Consider the following 19,831-nt stretch of genomic DNA (forward strand, 5'->3'; position numbering starts at 1 on the left):
TCTTTCTAATTTCTTACTTCATGTCCTGCTGTTTTAATAGTTGAACCGTTCATATGTTTGACACGCGCAGCAATTTCCTTGTGGCGTCCATTAACCATCGGACGCGCTTGCGGATTTCCAAGATAGCCACAGGTCCGTTTAACAACATCTACTGTTTTAGGATCACTATTGCCACAGTTAGGGCAGGCAAAACCTCTCTCGGTTGGATCAAAATCTCCTTCGAAATCACACTTGTAGCAACGATCAATCGGAGTATTAGTCCCTAGATAACCTACACGATCATAAGCATAGTCCCAAACAGCTTCCAAGGCCTTTGGATTTTGTTGAAGAACAGGATACTCACAGTAGTGGATAAAGCCACCTGATGCTCCCGCTTCTGGATAAACCTTCTCGAAATCCAATTTTTCAAAAGGAGTTGGATTTTTACGGACATCATAATGGAAGGAATTTGTGTAGTACTCTTTATCCGTTATATCTGGAATAGAACCGAATTTCTCTGTATCCAGGCGACAGAAGCGGTCTGTTAAACTTTCAGATGGTGTTGAGTAGATTGAGAAGTGGTAACCGTATTGGTCTGACCACTCTTCTACTCGATGTTTCATATCTCGAATGATATCAAGGGTGAATTCTTTAGCTTCTGGATTGGTTTCCCAATTGTTGCCAAAGAAGACTGTCGCTACTTCATAAAGTCCAATGTAGCCAAGCGAAACAGTAGCACGGCGATTCTTAAAGAGCTCGTCAACACTTTCTTCCTTACCAAGGCGGCGGCCAAAAGCACCGTATTGATAAAGGATAGGCGCATTAGCTGGAGTGGCTTCCTTGGTCCGCTCTACACGATAGACCAGTGCATCTTCTGCGATATTCATCCGCTCATTGAAGATTTCCCAGAACTTGTTCAGGTCGCCTTCAGACTCGAGGGCGATACGAGGAAGATTGACCGTTACCACACCTAGGTTCATACGACCAGAATTGACTTCTACTCCATTTTCATCCTTCCAACCTTGGAGGAAAGAACGGCATCCCATCGGAACCTTGAAGGAGCCTGTCAATTCGATAATCTTATCGTAAGACAAAACATCTGGATACATGCGTTTAGTTGCGCATTCAAGTGCTAACTGCTTGATATCGTAGTTAGGTGAACCTTCCTCCAGATTAAGTCCTCTTTTAAGAGTAAAGATCAATTTAGGGAAGATAGCTGTACGATGTTCTGAACCAAGCCCCTTGATACGAATGTTTAAAATTGCCTTTTGAATTTCGCGTTCAAAACGACTGGTTCCTAGACCGAAACCAAGGGAAGTAAAGGGTGTTTGCCCATTTGAAGTGAAGAGGGTATTGATTTCATACTCCAATGATTGCATGGCATCATAGATGTCTTTTTGGGTTTTCTTCCAGGCGTATTCTTCGCGTTTATCAGGTAGAACCCATTCCTCTGCATCTTTGAGGTGTTTTTGGTAATTTTTTTCTGCATAAGGAGCCAAGACTTCATCAATACGGTCTGCTGAACAGCCTCCATACTGACTTGATGCAACGTTGGCGATGATTTGCGATATCTGAGCAGTCGCAGTCTGAATAGACTTAGGACTCTCTACTTCAGCATTCCCAATCTTAAAACCATTTTCCAACATGCCCTTGAAATCAATCAGACAGCAGTTGGTCATCGGGGTGTAAGGGCTATAGTCCAAATCGTGATAGTGGATATCCCCTTTTTGGTGGGCATTAGCCACATGCTTAGGAAGCATTTGAAGACCGATTGATTTTCCAACAATTCCTGCCGTCAAATCACGCTGGGTATTAAAAACATCACTATCTTTATTAGCATTCTCATTGACAACTGCCTGGTCTTTGTTGAGAAGTTTATGGATACTGAAGTTGATATCTGTTGCTTTTGAGCGCTCAAAATCCCTTTGAGTTCGGTAAGTGATATATTCCTCTGCCAAGGCATATTCTTTAGCTTCCAATAACTCATGTTCTACGATATTTTGGATTTCATAGATTTTTACACCTTGAGGAAAGCGACTATGAATCTCTTCTACAATACGTTCAACTAGAGTATTAAGACGCTTTTCGACCAAGGGGGTTACATCCATGACTTTTTCCGCAGCCTTGTGCAAGGCTTTGTCAATCTTATCTACATCAAAAATGACGCGTCTACCGTCACGCTTTTCGACGAATAAGGTTGGATCAGGGTTTGTTTTCTCTTCCAATACAATCATATCCAGGCTCTTTTCTTAAATTTTCTTTCTTAAAGTATTATATCACTATAAAAATAAAAATCAATATCTTGTGTAAAAAAATAATTTTTTTAAAAAATCACACAAGATATTGATAATTTTTATTTTAATTTGTACAGTTTAAAGTCTTTGAATTCACTTTGAACTGGTTGATAACTTTCTGCTAGAAGCTGTTCTACTTCCGTCCAGAGAGCTGTTTTGGTATTGACCACAATCACTTTAGGCTGATTATCACGTAAATCATTGACAAGTTTGCTACGATTTGCATCAAGGCCAGTATATAATTTTGGTGATAGCAACTGACTAGCTGCTAAACGTTCACTAATCTTATAACCATTAGTAAGATCATCCCATATATAAATACGATCAGTTACCTGTGTTTGTCCTTTAACCGTAGTTTCTATACGAGTTCGTTCTTGATATTGTTCTGAGTGAAGAACATAACGGGCGACCAGAGGAGCCAAAAATAGGTAGGCTAAAGCTAACACGGGCAAATAGACATTACCCTGAAGAAATATTGCCCATATTGAGGGTACTTCTCGATGTCTTCTACGGCGATTGGCTCCTTCTAATTCCCCAGTTCGAATGTGAGTCAATAGAAGAATGGACAAGAACGGAAGAAAAGTAGCTAGACGACTACCGTAAATCGGTTCTGTAGAGAAAATTTCCAATCCTAGTAACAATAAGATAGCTACTGAAGCAAAAATAGATAAGACATATTGCTTGCTTGGCTTAGACTGGAAAAGCCCTGTAAATACGAATCTTAATCCTCCAAGACCAATTGTTAACAATCCATAAAAAAGGAGGTTGTCCAGTAAGGACGGATTGGACATAAACTTCAAACTATCTACTGGATAGAGAATTTGACTAATAGCATTCCCGAAACTCCCATTATAAGCCGTATAGTAACCAATTGGATAAAAGAAAAGTGAGAACCCAAGACCAGCTGCAAAGAATTGATAGAGTCCATGAATCAAGCGACCACGCCCGATATTAAAGGCTAACAAAGCAAAGAACAAGACCAGAGCATATAGAGCCGTGACTAGAGGGGCAAAGAAAAATGCTAGAGCCAGGCTAATCCCAATACGCACGAAACCTTTGTCATGATTATACTCTACCAAATACCTTGTTACTAAACTGAGAGCGTAAAACAGGAATGGAAGGGCCAAAATGGTGGCATAACCACCGCCAAAGCTAAGTCCTCCAGCAAGAAGATAAAAGATAGTCAATACTTGTTGCGACTGCTTGTTCTCCTCCGTCAATGTATAAGTTGAACGGAAAAGAAAAATCCCAGCACCCACTAGAGCAAGCCAAGTAAAGGCTGCAAACAAAATACTACCCTTGCTTAGATACTGTAAAAAGTAATAGAGAAGACCACTCGTTCCAAAATAGTCTGTGTATATATCTCCACCCTGGTGCATCGCCCATCCCATATAAAAATCTTGTGCCTGCTCTGGGCTAGTTAGTCCTAGCAAAAAAGGAAGAACTACAGATACAAGTACAACTAGAGTGCTCCAGATTAGGATCTTAAATAATGGTAAGGGAGCAAATGAACTTGGTTCATCCTCGAAGCGCTCCTCTCTCCCAACTAAATCATCCTGAATTCCCGTCCAAGATGGAGTTGGTTCCTCTTCTAATCTGCCATATACGTTCATTCATTCTCTCCTATGTTTTAATTTGTTCTAGTATATCAAAAAGTCTAGAACTTGTCAGCCTGTGGTGGCCATTTGTCTAACTTTTGACAGAGACTAGTGAAGCGCTCAATCTCATAAAAACGATGATAGGAAGCATTTTTATAGTGGTCTAAAAAAATTTTTTCTTCTACCGTCAGCATAATCATTCCTCCTTTTCTCTTTATTCGAAAATAGAGGACGATTCTATCAAAAAAGCTGAATTCCCAAAAGAGAATTCAGCACTTTGTCTTTAGTCAGCCTTTTTTTCTAAATTTTTTGAAATACTTCGATTTTTACCTTCCAGATACACCATCAGAATGGAGATATCTGCTGGGTTAACTCCAGAAATACGGCTGGCTTGACCGATGGTTTCTGGATTAATGAGTTTGAACTTCTGGCGAGCCTCTGTCGCAATGGAGTCAATATCATCCCAGTCGATGTTGGCTGGAATCCGTTTTTCTTCCATGCGTTTCATCTTAGCAACCTGATCCATGGCTTTTGAGATGTATCCTTCGTACTTGATTTCCGTTTCAATCAATTCGATAATTTTGTCATCCAATTCTTCAGCAGCAGGTCCGATGAAGGCAACCACATCTTGGTAAGAGACTTCTGGACGACGGAGGAACTCCTTGGCAGTGACTGCATCAGTCAATGGTTTGAATCCCATCGCTTCGACCTTGGCGTTAGTTTCCTTGACCGGCTTGAGTTTGATGCTGTCTAGGCGCTTCATCTCATTGTCAAATTGATTTTTCTTGATTTCAAAGCGAGCCCAGCGTTCATCGTCAACAAGCCCAATCTCGCGCCCCATCTCAGTTAAACGCATATCCGCATTGTCATGACGGAGGATGAGACGGTACTCAGCACGACTGGTCAAGAGACGGTAGGGTTCAATGGTACCCTTTGTTACCAAGTCGTCAATCATCACCCCGATATAACCATCGCTTCGTTTCAAAATCAATTCAGGCTTGCCTTGGATTTTCAGAGCCGCATTGATACCAGCAATAATCCCTTGACCAGCAGCTTCTTCATATCCTGATGTACCATTTGTTTGACCAGCTGTGAAAAGTCCTGAGATTTTCTTGGTTTCCAGAGTTGCACGCAATTGATGAGGCAAGACCATGTCGTACTCGATAGCATAACCAGTTCGCATCATCTCTGCATTTTCCAAACCTTTGATGGAATGTACCAAGTCACGTTGCACATCCTCAGGAAGGCTGGTTGAGAGACCTTGGACATATACTTCTTCTGTATTACGCCCTTCTGGTTCAAGGAAGAGTTGGTGGCGTTCCTTGTCCGCAAAACGCACAATTTTATCCTCAATCGATGGACAGTAACGAGGCCCCACTCCCTTGACCACACCTGTAAACATAGGCGCACGGTGGAGGTTGTTTTGGATAATCTCATGACTAGTACCATTTGTGTAGGTCAACCAGCATGGAACTTGGTCCTTGACATAATCTTCGTCACGTGAAGTATATGAGAAGTGATTAGGCGCTTCGTCTCCTGGCTGAATCTCTGTCACATCGTAGTTGATAGAGGAAGCCTTGACACGTGGAGGCGTCCCTGTCTTGAAACGACCGATTTCAAGTCCAAGTTCCTTGAGATTGTCAGCAAGGTTAATAGAAGCTAGGCTGTGGTTAGGACCTGACGAGTACTTGAGGTCTCCGATGATGATTTCCCCACGGAGGGCTGTCCCTGTGGTCACAATAACAGCCTTGGCAGCATACTCTTGATGGGTCGCTGTACGCACACCGACAACTTTGCCGTCTTCAACTAAAATCTCATCAATCATGGTCTGACGAAGGGTTAGATTTTCTTGATTTTCAACCGTTTTGCGCATTTCCTTAGAGTAAAGCTCCTTGTCAGCCTGCGCACGAAGAGCTCGAACTGCTGGACCTTTCCCAGTGTTAAGCATCTTCATCTGGATGTAAGTCTTGTCAATGGTCTTAGCCATTTCTCCACCGAGGGCGTCGACTTCACGCACAACAATTCCCTTGGCAGAACCACCGATAGAGGGATTACATGGCATGAAAGCCAACATTTCAATGTTGATGGTCGCAAGCAAGACCTTGCAGCCCATACGGCTGGCAGCTAGAGATGCCTCCACCCCAGCGTGTCCCGCACCGATAACTATAATATCGTAATCTTCTATAAAATTATAAGTCATTTCTTAACCTTTCAAAAATTTCTCGCAAATAAGGAACTATCTTCTCCTCCTCTAGAGCTTGAGCCATAGTAACCCATTTAAAGTGCGTATGCTCTTCAGGATCCAATCTGATAATTGGCTTCTCCCCAACCCACTCTGCTTTATAAACTAAGCGAGTAAAGACAGTATTCTTAGAGGTATCCAGTTGACTATCTTCGTGAAGAAGTTTGAGCGAACCGCTGTCTAGCCTAACTCCCGCTTCTTCAACACATTCTCTAAGAGCTCCATCTCGTGGAAGTTCTCCCTTTTCAACCCCACCACCAGGAATATCCCAGTAAGTTGGATAAACGTTGGGTTGTCCTCTTTTAATTTCCGAACGCTGAATGAGCAAATAATCACCACCACTATGAACAAGCACATGGGCAATAAGCTTAACCATCATTTTCTCTCCTATTCCTCAAGATGAATGTGTCTTAGTTGCCCGTCCCAATCTGGTAAGGCGGTTTTTAAAAATGCCGGAACTAGCTGAATATTCTGGAGCTGATCCAAGTCAATCCACGCGCAGGGTTGTGTTTTCTCATCTTCCTGCATGGTCAATGGGGCATCCTCAAGCAAGTTCACCAAATAATGAAACTCGATATTGTGGTAATTAACGTCGTCTTCTTCAAAACGATTTTCAACCACGAAAGCTAGTTGTCCAGCTTGAGCTTTGACACCCAGTTCTTCCCTCACTTCACGGACTACCGCATCTTCCGTTCTCTCATTGACTTGAATCGCACCACCAATAGTGTAATACTTGTCCTTATCTTTGGTAACTAGAAGCTTGTGATTTTGGACAATCAAGGCTGTAGCCCGAACACCAAAAACAGTGTTTCCCACCTTTGTCCGAAAGTCTTGTTGAGTCATTTTTGCCCTTTCCTTTAAACGACACAAAAACAGTCAAAACTCGTAAGAAGTGCAGAACAAAAAGCCTGCAATATCCATGAGCTTTGACCATCATGACTATTGTTAAAGTTATTTTATCAAATCAAATCGTTTTGTCAATGCAAATCACTATTTGAGCAAGGTCTGCACACTGACGATAATCATCTGTATTCCTATCGAGAATAGTAAAAGTCCCATCATTTTTGTTATAATTTTCATCAAATTTTCTCCCAAGAAGCCTGCAATTTGTTTTGCACTTCTTAACAGGAGATAAGTGATGACACATAGTAGAGCAAAAGCAACTACGGTCATCAGTTGATTCTGCAAACCTCCATTAGCCAGACTTAAAGCAGTTGTAATTGTACCTGGTCCTGCAAAAAGTGGCATTGCAAGAGGAGAAATAGCAATAGACATTGGATCTGAATTTACTGCTTGCTGCTCCATTCCTTTATAGCTGGGTGAATGATTACCATTAATCATATGATAACCGATAACGGCCACTAATATTCCACCAGCAATTCTGAAAGAAACAATTGTAATTCCAAATACTTTAAAAATGAAATCTCCTGAAAAGATAAAAACAGTTACAATAACAAAGGCAATCAAAAGACTCCTAAAAGCAATTTTTCGTGAAATTTTTTGACTATCATCTGCTACTAAAGCCATGTAAGCAGGAAGATTTGAAATTGGGTTCATTATAGCGAAAAATGCCATAAATGCATAAAAAAATTGAGAACTCATCATTTTTACTTAACTCCAGTTAGACATACTGACAAACTTTTCCGTCTTTATACGCTTGGTCAATAATACCGCCGCCCAAACATTCCTGACCATCATAGAAAACAACGGCTTGTCCTGGTGTAATGGCGCGCTGAGGTTCTGCAAAGATGACTTCAGCCTTATCTCCTTTGACATGGACGGTCACCTTAGAATCAGGCTGACGGTAGCGGAATTTAGCCGTACATTCTAGCGTAAACTCCTCTGGCATCTCACGAGTAAAGTGGACTTGACTGGCTTCTAAGCTAGTTGACATAAGCGAGTCATGGTAGAATCCTTGGCCTACATAGAGAATGTTCTGGCTCAAATCTTTGCCGACAACAAACCAAGGTGCATTGTCACCACCGTGTTGCCCACCGATACCCAGCCCACCACGCTGACCGATCGTATAGTACATCAGACCAGCATGCTCACCCATATCGCGACCATCCACAGTCATCATTCGACCAGGCTGAGCTGGTAAGTAGTTGCTGAGAAATTCTTTAAAGTTCTTTTCTCCGATAAAGCAAATCCCTGTTGAGTCTTTCTTCTTAGCAGTTGCAAGGCCTGCTTCTTCTGCTAGTCTGCGAACTTCAGGTTTTTCCAAATGTCCCAAAGGGAACATAGTCTTTTGGAGTTGTTCTTGTGAAAGTTGGCTGAGGAAATAGGTCTGATCCTTGCCATTGTCCACGCCACGAAGCATGTGAACGATGCCATCCTCATCACGCGCCACACGGGCATAGTGCCCAGTCGCTACATAGTCTGCTCCCAAGGTCATGGCATAGTCCAAAAAGGCCTTAAACTTGATTTCCTTGTTACACATAACGTCTGGATTTGGCGTGCGTCCTGCTCTGTATTCCGCTAGGAAATACTCAAAAACGCGGTCCCAGTACTCTTTTTCAAAATTGACAGAGTAGTAAGGAATGCCAATCTGGTCTGCCACCGCAGCCACATCCTTGTAATCTTCGGTCGCCGTACAGACGCCGTTTTCATCTGTGTCATCCCAGTTCTTCATGAAGATACCGATCACATCGTAACCCTGCTCTTTGAGCAAAAGAGCCGTCACCGACGAATCAACACCACCACTCATCCCCACGACAACACGTGTTTTAGAGTTATCACTCATGGTAGTTCTCCCATCTATTCGTTTATTTATACCCCTCAAAATTCTATTTACTATGACTTTCAACAGAATTTCTTTGAGTATAGTCATTTCGTTTGCTTTTAGTAGTAAAATGGTCTGGGAGACCATTTTAGCCTATCATCTTAAAATGAAAATATGATAGGCAACGAGTCGCAGGCATAACTTGAGTTCGCTCAATCAGTCTGGGAGACTGATTGAGGTTATAAATCAGACAAGCTCAGCTTGCATCTCATTTCGAGTTAACGACGTAATAAAAGATAAACGAAATGACTAGTTCACGATTGAAGGTCGTGTGTGCTTCACGATTGAAGGTCGTTTGAGCAGTTTTCATTATAACATGCTTGGTTGGAGAAGACAAGAAAGAGGCTGATAATCTACCAACCTCTGGTTTTATTGATAAAAACTTTAGTCATCATCGTCTCTATAAAAATATTTTCTATACACTCTTGATAATACCAAAATTAATGCCCATATCGTACTAAGAGCTATAATAATAGAATTTATTAGATTTATTTTAGTATGTCCAATCACTAGTCCAATAATTGGACTAGTAGACATGCTTAGATATAATAAAAATAACAAAAAATGACCTTCACCAATTCCTGCAAAAAAATGTTTCATTTTAAATATCCCAATTTTACCTTTCATTTTAATAATCCACTAGCAAATCTATTGACTTCTCTTTTTTTAAAAAAATCTTGACAGCAAATTTACTACACTTAATGCCACTAAAATTTCAATCGTTATAATTTCTCCAAGAGAAAAATGCAAACTGACAAAGTTCCTACTAAAACACTATACACCCAGCAAATAGAGAGTCAACAAAAATAAAACAACCGAAATTGGCAGAAAAGCAGCACGATTTGTTTTACAAAAAATGGCATAACAAAGACTACCTATCGAAAACGTCAGAATAACTTCAATAGTTATCTTTAGAGCAGGGTAATATATATTTTTAATAAAAAGAATTAAAAGGATAAAAAATACCAATGAACAAAGAACGGATTTGATATAAAATTTTAAATGAGTCATAATTTATTTTTTAGATTCTACCTACTATGGGAAAAATCGCCTTTCTTATTTTCTTCTCATGATATCCACTTTGTTTTCTATATTCTTATGATACAATATGTTTAATAGAATTCTATTTATTGTTAACTTTTTTCACGAAAAGGAGGAAATCATGCGCTATGATTTCGGGAAAGTATATAAAGAAATACGTGAGTCAAAAGGATTGACACAAGAAGAGGTCTGTGGAAATGTCCTTTCAAGAACCAGCCTTTCCAAGTTTGAAAGTGGCAAGGCAACTCCCAAATATGAAAACATGGAGTTTCTTCTCCGTCAAATCAATATGAGTTTTGAAGAGTTTGAATACATCTGCCATCTCTATAAACCGAGCCAGCGGACAGAAATCATGCAAACCTATCTCAATACGAGTTCCATCTTTGGTACCAGTAGTCTAGTCAACTTATTTGAAACATGCCAAGACTATCTCAAGGTCCATCACGATCTCCCTATAGAGGAAATCAGAGATATGCTGGAAGTTGTTATTTATATCCGTCAACATGGAACAGGACAGCTTTCAATCCAAGTGGAACAAACGGTCAAAAAGCTTTGGGAAAAAATTGAAAAACAAGATACATGGTATGAAAGTGACCTAAAAATCCTCAATACCATCCTTTTCAGCTTTCCCATTGAACACCTCCATCTGATCACTGAACAAATCTTGCAGCGCTTGGAAGAATATAAAAACTATCGGCATTTATATGAATTACGAATGGCAATCCTACTCAATCTGTCCACCATTTACTTGTACAATCAAGATAAAAATACCTGTCAACAAATCTGCTACACCTTACTAGAGGATGCTAAGAAAAAGAAAAGATACGATATTTTGGCTATTGCCCATGTTCGAATAGGTATTTGTACTAGTAATGATCATCTGATTCAAAAGGGCTTCTCCCTTCTGGAGTTAACTGATGAAACCTCAATGCTATCTCACCTCAGAAAGGAAGTAGAGACCTGTTATCAAGCAAAGGAAATATAAAAAAGTCGAGGAAATCCCTCGACTTTTGCATCTTATTCTGCTAGTTAGTTCTTAGTACCAACCGTTGTTAAGCCAGAAGTTCTTAGCAGCTGCCCATGAACCGTAACGTCCTGCAACGTAAGCATCTGCTACACGTTCTTGGTTTTCCGCTGAGTAGTCACCGTTCAAGTATGAATCTGTCAATTGGTAACGTCCGATGTAACGTCCGTTTGTAGCTGTGTAGCTACCGCCTGATTCTTTTTGAGCGATCCATTCTTTAGCTTCTGCTTCAGATCCGCTGACGGTTGAAGTTGATGCTGAAGTTTCTGTTGTAGCAACGGTTTCTTCTGCAACAGTTACACTTGCTGCTGGCGCTTCATAAGTTGTTGCTTCAGAAGCTACAGGTGCTGCTACTGGAGCTTCTGCTGTCGCAGCTGAAGTAGTTGAAGTTGCTGGTGCTTCACCATCAATAACCAATACTTGGTCTACATAGATCAAATGAATATCTTTAATCTTATTTTTTTCTGCCAATTTTTCAACAGTTGTATTGTATTTTTCAGCGATTCCTGATAGAGTGTCACCTGATTTTACTGTGTAAGTTGTTGTTTCTTGTGCAAAAGCAAGTGATGGTGCAAGGAAAGCAAGCGCTGCTGCTACTCCTACAAGTCCTGTTTTAATTTTGTTAGTTGTTGATTTCATATTAAAAGATTCTCCTTCTTTCTTATATTTCCATCATACCCTACTATTATTACTGTTTCTTGACGGTTTTATGTAGAAATGTTACAAGACGATGTTTTATTTCACTTAATTAGCCTCTTTTTGTTACAAAAGGCTTGATTTTAGAGGCTTTATGGGGATTTTAGATATTTTATCATGGAATTGAGCGCTTGCATCTAATCTTTGATATAATAGAGTTAAGAATCTTTTTAAGGGGAAACAGATGCAATCACTTCGTTTTCAATCTGTCTTTGATATCATTGGACCAGTCATGATTGGCCCATCTAGTAGTCACACGGCAGGAGCTGTTCGTATCGGTAAAATCGTCTCTTCTATCTTTGACGATACTCCAACCGAGGTTGAGTTCCAGCTTTTTAATTCTTTTGCAAAAACCTATCGAGGACACGGAACTGACCTAGCCCTTGTCGCTGGAATTCTGGGAATGGACACAGATGATCCAGAAATTCCAAATAGTTTAGAAATCGCCCACAAGCGTGGCATCAAAATAGTCTGGACTATCCAGAAAGACAGTAATGCCCCTCACCCAAACACTACGAAAATCACTGTTAAGAATGAGCACAAGACCATCAGTGTAACAGGAATTTCAATCGGAGGTGGTAATATCCAAGTGACAGAGCTCAATGGTTTTGCGGTATCCCTCAACATGAACACTCCTACCATCATCATCGTTCATCAGGATGTTCCAGGTATGATTGCTCACGTAACAGAGGCCCTCTCTCGCTTTGACATCAATATCGCTCAGATGAATGTAACTCGCGAAAAAGCTGGCGAGAAAGCCATTATGATTATCGAAGTTGATAGTCGCAACTGTGATGAATCTATCGAAGAAATTCGCAAAATTCCTCATCTGCACAATGTCAATTTCTTTCAATAGGAGAAAATATGTTTTACTCTATCAAAGAATTAGTCAAACAAGCCGAACTTGATTTTCAAAGCAATGTTGCTGAACTCATGATTAGGACTGAGTTTGAATTGACTGGACGCGAGCGCGAAGAAGTCATCCTTCTCATGGAGCGCAACCTTGAAGTCATGAAGGCTTCTGTAGAACTCGGACTTAGCGAGAAGAAATCTCGTAGTGGCTTAACAGGTGGAGATGCTGCCAAGCTTGACCACTACATCAAAAAAGGAAAGACCCTATCAGACATCACTGTCTTGTCTGCCGCCCGTAACGCCATTGCCGTTAATGAGCACAATGCCAAGATGGGTCTTGTTTGTGCGACACCGACCGCAGGTAGCGCAGGTTGTCTTCCCGCAGTTCTCACTGCTGCTATTGAAAAGTTGGATTTAACTCATGAACAACAACTAGACTTCTTATTCGCTGCAGGTGCTTTTGGACTCGTGATTGCTAACAACGCTTCTATCTCGGGAGCCGAAGGTGGCTGCCAGGCCGAAGTCGGTTCAGCTTCAGCCATGAGTGCCGCTGCCCTAACTCTAGCTGCAGGCGGAACGCCTTATCAAGCGAGCCAGGCTATCGCCTTCGTTATCAAAAATATGCTCGGCCTAATCTGTGACCCCGTTGCAGGTTTGGTTGAAGTTCCTTGTGTCAAGCGGAATGCCATGGGAGCAAGCTTCGCCTTCATCGCAGCCGATATGGCTCTGGCTGGTATCGAATCAAAAATTCCAGTTGATGAGGTCATTGACGCCATGTATCAAGTAGGATCTAGCCTCCCAACTGCCTTTCGTGAAACTGCTGAAGGGGGGCTCGCTGCCACACCTACAGGTCGTCGCCTTCAAAAAGAAATCTTCGGCGAATAATTTCAAAATAACTAGGAGAGTATATGTCATCAATTTCCGCTATTTTTTTCGATTTAGATGGAACACTTGTGGATAGTTCTATCGGAATTCACAATGGTTTCACCTATACCTTTGACCAACTTGGAGTTTCTAGTCCTGGTGCAAAAACCATTCGAGGTTTTATGGGACCCCCACTAGAAACCAGCTTTGCTAGTTGTTTGCCGGCTGAGCAGATAGAGGAAGCAATCCAGCTCTATCGTTCTTATTATAAGGAAAAAGGTGTGTACGAAGCCCAACTCTTTCCACATATCAAAGATTTACTCGTAGAACTAGCTGAACATTATCCTCTTTATATCACTACTACGAAGAATACACCAACCGCAGTTGACATGACTAGCAATTTTGGGATTGACCACTTTTTTGATGGCATTTATGGTTCAAGCCCTCAGGCCCTACACAAGGCAGATGTTATTCGTCAGGCTCTGGAAACTCATCATCTAGCGTCCGAAACGGTTGTTATTATCGGAGATACCAAGTTTGATATGATTGGTGCCCAAGAAACTGGCATTAAAAAACTAGCGGTAACCTGGGGATTTGGTGAGGAGAGAGACCTCATGGGCTATAATCCTGACTGGATTGCTCACCACCCAACAGACATTTTACACCATCTACAATTAAAACGTTAAACAAAAGACTCCCAGCCTAAAAGTTAGGTTTGGGAGCTTTTTGTCTGATCTTTAATGAGGAGAATGACATTCCCCGTATTCATCCAATTATTCAAAGGGGGTAGCTTCTTCGCTTTCAACTTCTTTAGGTCTATTGATTGTTACTATTTCTACTTCCTTACTTGGCATAGCTAGCAGAACTAATAGAGCAAAACGTCCGACCATTGGAACAAAGTGAAGGAAGATAAAGGCCCAGTGGAAACCTCCATCACGCAAACGGCGAATCTTTAACGCTAAAGTAGGCAACAAAAGGAGTAGAGCCAAAATGGCATAAATACTGACAACCACTATAACTAAAGTAAAGTTCAGAGCAGGACCTTGGTTTATCTCTTTATTGAAGATAAGGATATACAGGGGTAGGAACAAGATATGATTCATCAGCCAAACCCACCAATATTCTGGACGTGTTGAGCGTCCTACAAAATCTACATAACCTTTTAAAAAATTTATATAAGCCCTAAACAAGATATTTCTCCTTTTTAACAACTGTATACTATAAAGCAGCCTCATTGTTCTAAAACACTCCCAAATCTATTTTTAGATATGGGAGTGTTAGATAGTTGCTTAACAATATAAAGAAAACTCTAAAACAGTTTCACTTGTAAAACCTAAACTTCTTAGTTTTTGTCTGATTCTTCGAATGGTGAAACTTCTACAACTTCTTCAGTTTCATTGATGGTTACTACTTCTACTTGTTTCGATGGCATGGCTAACAAAACTAAAAGAGCAAGAGGTCCAACCATAGGAATAAAAATGATAAAGATTAGAGCCCAGTGGAAACCAGCATCACGTAGACGACGAACTGTCAAAGCTAACATAGGTAATATTAGGGCTAGCCCGAAAATCATGTAGATAATAGCAATTCCACCCAAGGCCACTAGAGCAGCCTCATTTCTTGGATTTGCGAGCACCTTAAAATATGCTGAGTAAAAAGGGACAAGGAGGATCATATTTGTTAACCAAATCCACCAATACTCTGAGCGTGTTGAACGGCCTGTAAAATCTAAATAACCTTTAAAGAAATTCTTATATGCGTTAATCATAAGTTACTCCCTATTTTTTTAATTCATACGAAATGAAAATGAAAGAGCAAATTAGAAAGTTCGTTATAAACCATATCTAAGTACAGTCAAACGATGCAGACCTCATTTACTTTGATTTTCAAATAGTATAAATTTAGTTTACCATAAATGTTCAACAATGACAAGTTTGTTCAAAAATTGGTAAAGGAGTAGCAGTTATCAATAAAAGGTATGATTCCACTTACCTCTAACATGAAGCTAGGAATCATACCTTTTTCTTTTTTAATGAATGTGAGTTGTTTCGTTAGCAAAACCGATAATAGCTTGCTTCAACTCTGAACCTTGCAAGGCACGGAATTCTTCAATCTTTTGATTGATAACTTCAAGTGGCATGACATTAACCTTACCAACAAAAATCTTATCCATGACTTGATTATCAACTAATTCAGTAGATACCAACAACTCCTCATAGAGTTTCTCACCTGGACGAATCCCCACTTCTACAATCGGAATTTCATTTTCAGTACGTCCACTAAGAAGAACCATTTTCTTGGCCAAATCATAAATCTTAACTGGTTTGCCCATATCAAGGATAAAGACTTCCCCATCTTTAGCATAAGCTCCTGCATGGATCACCAAACGGCTAGCTTCTGGAATGGTCATAAAGTAACGAGTCATACGGAAGTCTGTCACAGTCACTGGACCACCCTCTGCAATCTGACGCTCAAATACTGGAATCACACTACCACGGCTACCAAGAACATTCCCAAAACGAACCGCACAATAGGTAGATTGACTACGTTGGTTGAATCCTGTAACAATCAACTCTGCCACACGTTTGGTAGCTCCCATTACGTTTGGTGGATTAACGGCCTTATCGGTCGAAATCATAACCATCTTCGGTACCTTAGCGGCGTCAACTGCCTTGGCAACATTGTAAGTTCCGAGGATATTATTTTTAAAGGCTTCTTTTGGATTACGTTCCATCATTGGCACGTGCTTATGGGCAGCAGCGTGGTAAACAATGGCTGGTTGGTACTGCTCAAATACTTGAAGCAAGCGATCGTAGTCTTGGATGTCTGCAATCACAGGAACATAGTCAATTCCTTGGAAGCTACGAATCAATTCATGATAGATCAGATAAATGGAGTTTTCCCCATGACCCAAGAGAACCACGCGCTCTGGATTAAAACGACTAACCTGACGGCAAATTTCAGACCCGATAGAACCTCCTGCACCTGTCACCAAGATCGTTTTTCCAGTAATTTCTGAGCCTAGGCGTGACTCATCTAGTTGAATTTCTTTACGTCCCAAAAGGTCCGTAATATCGATTTTTTGGAAACCACCTACCTGAGGATGCAATCCTTGTACAACTGACTCAATCTTGGGCATCTTATAACACTTCAAGCCAAGTTGGTTACACATTTTTAGGATACGCTCATACTCTGATGGATCGAGAGAAGGAATCGCAACGATAACTTTTTCAATCTGATGACGTTTAGAGAGTTCTGGCAACTGTTCATAAGATCCTAAGACTGGGATTCCACCTAGTTTTTGACCTTTTTTCTTTTCATCATTATCCAAAATACCCACTAACTCAAGATCACTCGTAGGATGTTGGTAGCTGTTCATAAAGAGAGCTCCACCGTCTCCCGCACCAATCAAGAAGGTACGACGATGTTCCCCTTCTCCATCACCCTTTTTGCGTCTTGAATAGATCAACTGCCAAGTAATACGTGGGAGCAAGATCAAGAAGGTGCTGAGCAAGATAAAGAGAACGATGAAACGCACAGAGAATAGTGGCAAGAAGGCATAGCAAAGGAGATAAGACAAGACACTGCTGACACTTACTCCAATGAATATCTTCATAAAGTCTGTGATTTTGCTATAACGACTAATGCTAGCATTGAGCCCCCAGAATCCAATCATGATTTGATAGAAAAGGAAGGTCAAGCTTGTATAGATGACATAGTCCACAGGAGCTGGATTGATCAATCCATAAAACAGGATATAAGAAACAATGATTGAGGAAATCATACTGGCAGCATCAAAAATCCCCCAAAAGACTTGTTTCTGTTGTTTATTTAATACTTCAACTAGATCAATTACATAATCTGTCATTTTTTTATTCATGTGAATGGTATCCTCCTACACAAAATCACATTTTCTAGTAATTACAAGATATTTTTCTAAAACCGATTAGTTATTTGCTTTTTCTCAATAGTTTTAAAAATATGAACTGTCGGACAAAGCCTGGACATAGGGCAACGACAACTTGGATTAAAACACTTTTCAGATATTCGCCATAAGAAATCTGACCACGCGCGTGCATTCTTTGACGTGCTTGGCGATAGAGTTTGAGATAGCGAAGGCCACCACGGCGTTCAAACATCCCTGCTCCCACGCGTACCTTACAAAGAATCTGATCCACATTCCCAGTCCGAGCACCAGCACTAATCATATTAAGCCAGAGAAGATCATCTTCCATATAAAGCCCATCTTCGTAGTTACCCGCCTTGAGAACCATCTCTTTTTTGAACATAACAGTCATGTGATTAAAGGCACTTCTCATACGTTGGTAAGCAATGATATCCTCATGCTTAATTGGTACACGACGGTAAGACACAATCTCGTCAGGTTGGTCGATAAATTCTGCGATATGACCACCCAGCAAGTCCAAGTTTTCCTTTTCCATCAAGTCAAACTGTTGTTCAAAACGATCTTCAACAGCAATATCATCCGTATCCATACGGGCAATGACATCATACTGACACTGTAAAACACCATACTGTAGCGCCAAGCCCAACCCACGGTTTTGCTCCAGTGGACAGCGTTTGATTGGAATGCTTGACTGTGCTTCCAATTTTTCCAAAACTTGATATAGTTCAGGTGTCAGTGGACCATCTTCAACGATAACCACTTCACTGGGTTTGAGCGTTTGATGTAAGATACTTTTTACAGCCTCTTCTAAAAAGACAGGATTTTCTTTGATATAGACTGACATCAAGACGCTAAATTTCCTATTTTCAGACACAGTTTTTCTCCAATGTATATATTTTCTTTCACTATTTTATCACAAATTCCCAGACTTTCCTATTTTTATTTGAATCCCAGAAAAAAACTAGTAAATCTATCCTTCTTTTTTCCCCATGATTTCGCGCAACTAAGGAGCGGATTTTCTCGCACCATCTTGACATCTATTGGAAAAAGCCTTAAAATAAGCTGTTATCAAAATCAGTTTATTGAGGTTCACATGAAAAAACGATCACTCTTTTTTATTCTAGGAATTATCTTAATCGGAGCGGTCTTAAGAGCTCCTTTTACGGCCTTACCAACTGTTTTGGGAGATATTGCTCAAGGTTTAGGAGTTGAGGTCAGCTCGCTTGGGGTTTTGACCAGCCTTCCTCTCTTGATGTTTGCCCTTTTCTCCTCTTTTGCGACACGTTTGGCTCAAAAAATTGGACTTGAGCATCTTTTCACCTACAGCCTCCTCGTCTTGACTGTGGGTTCAGCGATTCGTATCTTCAATCTTCCCCTTCTCTATCTGGGAACCTTACTCATCGGAGCAAGTGTCGCTATTTTTAACGTACTTCTTCCTAGTATGATTCAGGCAAACTACCCACAAAAGATTAGCTTCCTGACAACGGTTTATGTTACGACTATGGGAATCGCGACAGCACTAGCTTCCTACCTCTCTGTACCCATTACTCAGGCAACATCTTGGAAGGGGCTGATTCTCTGCCTGTCCATGGTCTGCCTGCTAACCTTATTGGTCTGGTTCCCCAACCATGGCCACAATCATTTTCTAGAAGGGCATGAAGAGAAAAAAGAAAAAGAGAATATCCTAAAAAGCAAGCAAGTTTGGGCTATTATTGTCTTCGGTGGACTTCAGTCCCTACTCTTCTATACCAGCATGACCTGGCTCCCAACCATGGCCATCAGTGCAGGGCTAGCTCATACGGATGCCGGACTTCTGGCTTCTATCTTTTCACTAATTAGCATTCCCTTCTCCATGACCATTCCAAGTTTAACGACGCGCTTGTCCAATCGTCACCGTCAAATCATGTTAACAATCATTTCTCTGGCTGGTATGTTAGGAATTGCCATGCTTCTATACCCGAGCAACAGTTTCTTGTATTGGTTGGTTGCCCATCTCTTGATTGGTACTGCCTGTAGCGCTCTTTTCCCTTATCTCATGGTTTGCTTCTCCATCAAAACCAGCTCTCCTGAAAAGACAGCCCAATTATCTGGACTTGCCCAGACCGGTGGTTACATTCTAGCGGCCTTTGGACCAACTCTCTTTGGTTACAGTTTTAACATGTTCCAGTCTTGGGTTCCAGCGGTACTGATTCTTCTAGTAATTGATATTATCATGACAATCGCCCTCTTTATGGTGGATCGAGCGGATAAAATCCTCTAAAAAATTTTAGAATTTACTACAATAAACTCACTTTTCAAGCTAGACATCTGTCTGGCTTTTTTCTTTTAAAAAGGTTTGAAAGGCCTCCTCACAAGACTTTCGTTAAGCTAAAACATGCTATAATATACCTAGGAAGATTTATCGTTTAAATTTGATAAAGAAGACCATGATGGAAACAACTATACAATTTATCTCTCAAAGAAGTCGAAACTCTCTCAATTGAAGGGGATTGTTTTTCCCCTAAAAACATCCATGTAGATTCCTCTAACTTTTTAAATGATATACCATAGTT

Annotated in this window: 19 protein-coding genes; 5 read left to right on the forward strand and 14 right to left on the reverse strand. The window is 40.7% G+C overall.

The features are described from left to right. Nucleotides 1-5: 5 nt before the first annotated feature. The 9 genes from nrdD to HMPREF2728_RS10895 form a co-directional block, all read right to left on the reverse strand. The gene (nrdD, locus tag HMPREF2728_RS00490; protein ID WP_075226740.1) at nucleotides 6-2,213 is read right to left on the reverse strand and encodes an anaerobic ribonucleoside-triphosphate reductase; all 2,208 of its coding nucleotides are present in this window, start codon (nucleotides 2,211-2,213) and stop codon (nucleotides 6-8) included. Between the two features lie 119 nt (nucleotides 2,214-2,332). After that, on the reverse strand, nucleotides 2,333-3,886 hold the full coding sequence (locus tag HMPREF2728_RS00495; RefSeq protein ID WP_075226741.1) for a damage-inducible protein CinA: 1,554 nt from the start codon (nucleotides 3,884-3,886) through the stop codon (nucleotides 2,333-2,335). A 44-nt stretch (nucleotides 3,887-3,930) separates the two neighbouring features. After that, nucleotides 3,931-4,065 (reverse strand): hypothetical protein, encoded by a 135-nt coding sequence (locus HMPREF2728_RS10890; protein WP_261674094.1) that lies wholly within the window; start codon nucleotides 4,063-4,065, stop codon nucleotides 3,931-3,933. 89 nt (nucleotides 4,066-4,154) lie between these two features. After that, the gene (mnmG, locus tag HMPREF2728_RS00500) at nucleotides 4,155-6,071 is read right to left on the reverse strand and encodes a tRNA uridine-5-carboxymethylaminomethyl(34) synthesis enzyme MnmG (protein ID WP_075226742.1); all 1,917 of its coding nucleotides are present in this window, start codon (nucleotides 6,069-6,071) and stop codon (nucleotides 4,155-4,157) included. After that, on the reverse strand, nucleotides 6,061-6,492 hold the full coding sequence (locus tag HMPREF2728_RS00505) for an NUDIX hydrolase (RefSeq protein ID WP_075226743.1): 432 nt from the start codon (nucleotides 6,490-6,492) through the stop codon (nucleotides 6,061-6,063). Before HMPREF2728_RS00505 ends, mnmG begins: the two co-directional genes overlap by 11 nt. A gap of 8 nt (nucleotides 6,493-6,500) precedes the next feature. Then, nucleotides 6,501-6,956, reverse strand: coding sequence for an NUDIX hydrolase (locus HMPREF2728_RS00510; RefSeq protein ID WP_075226744.1), 456 nt, complete (start codon nucleotides 6,954-6,956; stop codon nucleotides 6,501-6,503). Between the two features lie 147 nt (nucleotides 6,957-7,103). Beyond that, nucleotides 7,104-7,715, reverse strand: coding sequence for a MarC family protein (locus HMPREF2728_RS00515; RefSeq protein ID WP_049526536.1), 612 nt, complete (start codon nucleotides 7,713-7,715; stop codon nucleotides 7,104-7,106). A gap of 19 nt (nucleotides 7,716-7,734) precedes the next feature. After that, complete coding sequence (mnmA, locus tag HMPREF2728_RS00520; RefSeq protein WP_075226745.1) at nucleotides 7,735-8,856, reverse strand: tRNA 2-thiouridine(34) synthase MnmA; 1,122 nt, start codon at nucleotides 8,854-8,856, stop codon at nucleotides 7,735-7,737. Nucleotides 8,857-9,279: 423 nt separating this feature from the next. Then, nucleotides 9,280-9,495 carry a hypothetical protein gene (locus HMPREF2728_RS10895; protein WP_070458855.1) on the reverse strand — a complete coding sequence of 72 codons (216 nt, stop codon included), beginning with the start codon at nucleotides 9,493-9,495 and terminating at the stop codon, nucleotides 9,280-9,282. Nucleotides 9,496-10,057: 562 nt separating this feature from the next. On the opposite strand from HMPREF2728_RS10895, the gene HMPREF2728_RS00530 reads away from it, so the two are divergent. Further along, nucleotides 10,058-10,921 carry a helix-turn-helix domain-containing protein gene (locus HMPREF2728_RS00530; RefSeq protein ID WP_075226746.1) on the forward strand — a complete coding sequence of 288 codons (864 nt, stop codon included), beginning with the start codon at nucleotides 10,058-10,060 and terminating at the stop codon, nucleotides 10,919-10,921. A gap of 51 nt (nucleotides 10,922-10,972) precedes the next feature. Here HMPREF2728_RS00530 and HMPREF2728_RS00535 read toward each other — a convergent pair whose 3' ends face one another. Continuing rightward, nucleotides 10,973-11,599, reverse strand: coding sequence for an aggregation-promoting factor (locus tag HMPREF2728_RS00535; RefSeq protein ID WP_075226747.1), 627 nt, complete (start codon nucleotides 11,597-11,599; stop codon nucleotides 10,973-10,975). A gap of 241 nt (nucleotides 11,600-11,840) precedes the next feature. Between HMPREF2728_RS00535 and sdaAB the strand changes: the two genes are divergently transcribed. Genes sdaAB through HMPREF2728_RS00550 form a run of 3 tightly spaced genes read left to right on the forward strand, consistent with a single transcriptional unit; the run spans nucleotide 11,841 to nucleotide 14,058 of the window. Further along, on the forward strand, nucleotides 11,841-12,512 hold the full coding sequence (gene sdaAB / locus HMPREF2728_RS00540) for an L-serine ammonia-lyase, iron-sulfur-dependent subunit beta (RefSeq protein ID WP_001191178.1): 672 nt from the start codon (nucleotides 11,841-11,843) through the stop codon (nucleotides 12,510-12,512). An 8-nt stretch (nucleotides 12,513-12,520) separates the two neighbouring features. Then, nucleotides 12,521-13,393, forward strand: coding sequence for an L-serine ammonia-lyase, iron-sulfur-dependent, subunit alpha (gene sdaAA, locus HMPREF2728_RS00545; protein WP_075226748.1), 873 nt, complete (start codon nucleotides 12,521-12,523; stop codon nucleotides 13,391-13,393). 23 nt (nucleotides 13,394-13,416) lie between these two features. Beyond that, nucleotides 13,417-14,058 (forward strand): HAD hydrolase-like protein, encoded by a 642-nt coding sequence (locus tag HMPREF2728_RS00550; RefSeq protein WP_075226749.1) that lies wholly within the window; start codon nucleotides 13,417-13,419, stop codon nucleotides 14,056-14,058. Between the two features lie 87 nt (nucleotides 14,059-14,145). On the opposite strand, the gene HMPREF2728_RS00555 is transcribed toward HMPREF2728_RS00550, so the two are convergent. The 4 genes from HMPREF2728_RS00555 to HMPREF2728_RS00570 all read right to left on the reverse strand — a co-directional run bounded on the left by HMPREF2728_RS00555 (nucleotide 14,146) and on the right by HMPREF2728_RS00570 (nucleotide 18,123). Beyond that, nucleotides 14,146-14,562: a DUF805 domain-containing protein gene (locus tag HMPREF2728_RS00555; protein ID WP_075226750.1), complete on the reverse strand. Its 417-nt coding sequence runs from the start codon at nucleotides 14,560-14,562 to the stop codon at nucleotides 14,146-14,148. Nucleotides 14,563-14,714: 152 nt separating this feature from the next. Then, nucleotides 14,715-15,140 carry a DUF805 domain-containing protein gene (locus HMPREF2728_RS00560; protein ID WP_075226751.1) on the reverse strand — a complete coding sequence of 142 codons (426 nt, stop codon included), beginning with the start codon at nucleotides 15,138-15,140 and terminating at the stop codon, nucleotides 14,715-14,717. Nucleotides 15,141-15,401: 261 nt separating this feature from the next. Further along, a complete protein-coding gene (locus HMPREF2728_RS00565) occupies nucleotides 15,402-17,252 on the reverse strand; it encodes a polysaccharide biosynthesis protein (RefSeq protein ID WP_001035795.1) in 1,851 nt (616 codons plus the stop codon). A gap of 70 nt (nucleotides 17,253-17,322) precedes the next feature. Further along, complete coding sequence (locus HMPREF2728_RS00570; protein ID WP_398578136.1) at nucleotides 17,323-18,123, reverse strand: glycosyltransferase; 801 nt, start codon at nucleotides 18,121-18,123, stop codon at nucleotides 17,323-17,325. 249 nt (nucleotides 18,124-18,372) lie between these two features. On the opposite strand from HMPREF2728_RS00570, the gene HMPREF2728_RS00575 reads away from it, so the two are divergent. After that, nucleotides 18,373-19,539 (forward strand): CynX/NimT family MFS transporter, encoded by a 1,167-nt coding sequence (locus tag HMPREF2728_RS00575; RefSeq protein WP_075226753.1) that lies wholly within the window; start codon nucleotides 18,373-18,375, stop codon nucleotides 19,537-19,539. Nucleotides 19,540-19,831 lie beyond the last annotated feature (292 nt).

Origin of the sequence: Streptococcus sp. HMSC061D10, from assembly GCF_001808865.1 — a bacterium.
In the GTDB taxonomy this organism is placed as follows: domain Bacteria; phylum Bacillota; class Bacilli; order Lactobacillales; family Streptococcaceae; genus Streptococcus.

Bases quoted from the DNA above. Each gene is read 5' to 3' on its own strand.
- HMPREF2728_RS00550 (WP_075226749.1), top strand. From the start codon at position 13,417: ATGTCATCAATTTCCGCTATTTTTTTCGATTTAGATGGAACACTTGTG.
- HMPREF2728_RS00530 (WP_075226746.1), top strand. From the start codon at position 10,058: ATGCGCTATGATTTCGGGAAAGTATATAAAGAAATACGTGAGTCAAAA.
- HMPREF2728_RS00570 (WP_398578136.1), bottom strand. From the start codon at position 18,123: ATGTCAGTCTATATCAAAGAAAATCCTGTCTTTTTAGAAGAGGCTGTA.
- mnmA (WP_075226745.1), bottom strand. From the start codon at position 8,856: ATGAGTGATAACTCTAAAACACGTGTTGTCGTGGGGATGAGTGGTGGT.
- sdaAB (WP_001191178.1), top strand. From the start codon at position 11,841: ATGCAATCACTTCGTTTTCAATCTGTCTTTGATATCATTGGACCAGTC.
- mnmG (WP_075226742.1), bottom strand. From the start codon at position 6,071: ATGACTTATAATTTTATAGAAGATTACGATATTATAGTTATCGGTGCG.
- HMPREF2728_RS00515 (WP_049526536.1), bottom strand. From the start codon at position 7,715: ATGAGTTCTCAATTTTTTTATGCATTTATGGCATTTTTCGCTATAATG.
- nrdD (WP_075226740.1), bottom strand. From the start codon at position 2,213: ATGATTGTATTGGAAGAGAAAACAAACCCTGATCCAACCTTATTCGTC.
- HMPREF2728_RS00505 (WP_075226743.1), bottom strand. From the start codon at position 6,492: ATGATGGTTAAGCTTATTGCCCATGTGCTTGTTCATAGTGGTGGTGAT.
- HMPREF2728_RS00495 (WP_075226741.1), bottom strand. From the start codon at position 3,886: ATGAACGTATATGGCAGATTAGAAGAGGAACCAACTCCATCTTGGACG.
- HMPREF2728_RS00535 (WP_075226747.1), bottom strand. From the start codon at position 11,599: ATGAAATCAACAACTAACAAAATTAAAACAGGACTTGTAGGAGTAGCA.
- HMPREF2728_RS00565 (WP_001035795.1), bottom strand. From the start codon at position 17,252: ATGAATAAAAAAATGACAGATTATGTAATTGATCTAGTTGAAGTATTA.
- HMPREF2728_RS00560 (WP_075226751.1), bottom strand. From the start codon at position 15,140: ATGATTAACGCATATAAGAATTTCTTTAAAGGTTATTTAGATTTTACA.
- HMPREF2728_RS10890 (WP_261674094.1), bottom strand. From the start codon at position 4,065: ATGCTGACGGTAGAAGAAAAAATTTTTTTAGACCACTATAAAAATGCT.
- sdaAA (WP_075226748.1), top strand. From the start codon at position 12,521: ATGTTTTACTCTATCAAAGAATTAGTCAAACAAGCCGAACTTGATTTT.
- HMPREF2728_RS00575 (WP_075226753.1), top strand. From the start codon at position 18,373: ATGAAAAAACGATCACTCTTTTTTATTCTAGGAATTATCTTAATCGGA.
- HMPREF2728_RS10895 (WP_070458855.1), bottom strand. From the start codon at position 9,495: ATGAAACATTTTTTTGCAGGAATTGGTGAAGGTCATTTTTTGTTATTT.
- HMPREF2728_RS00510 (WP_075226744.1), bottom strand. From the start codon at position 6,956: ATGACTCAACAAGACTTTCGGACAAAGGTGGGAAACACTGTTTTTGGT.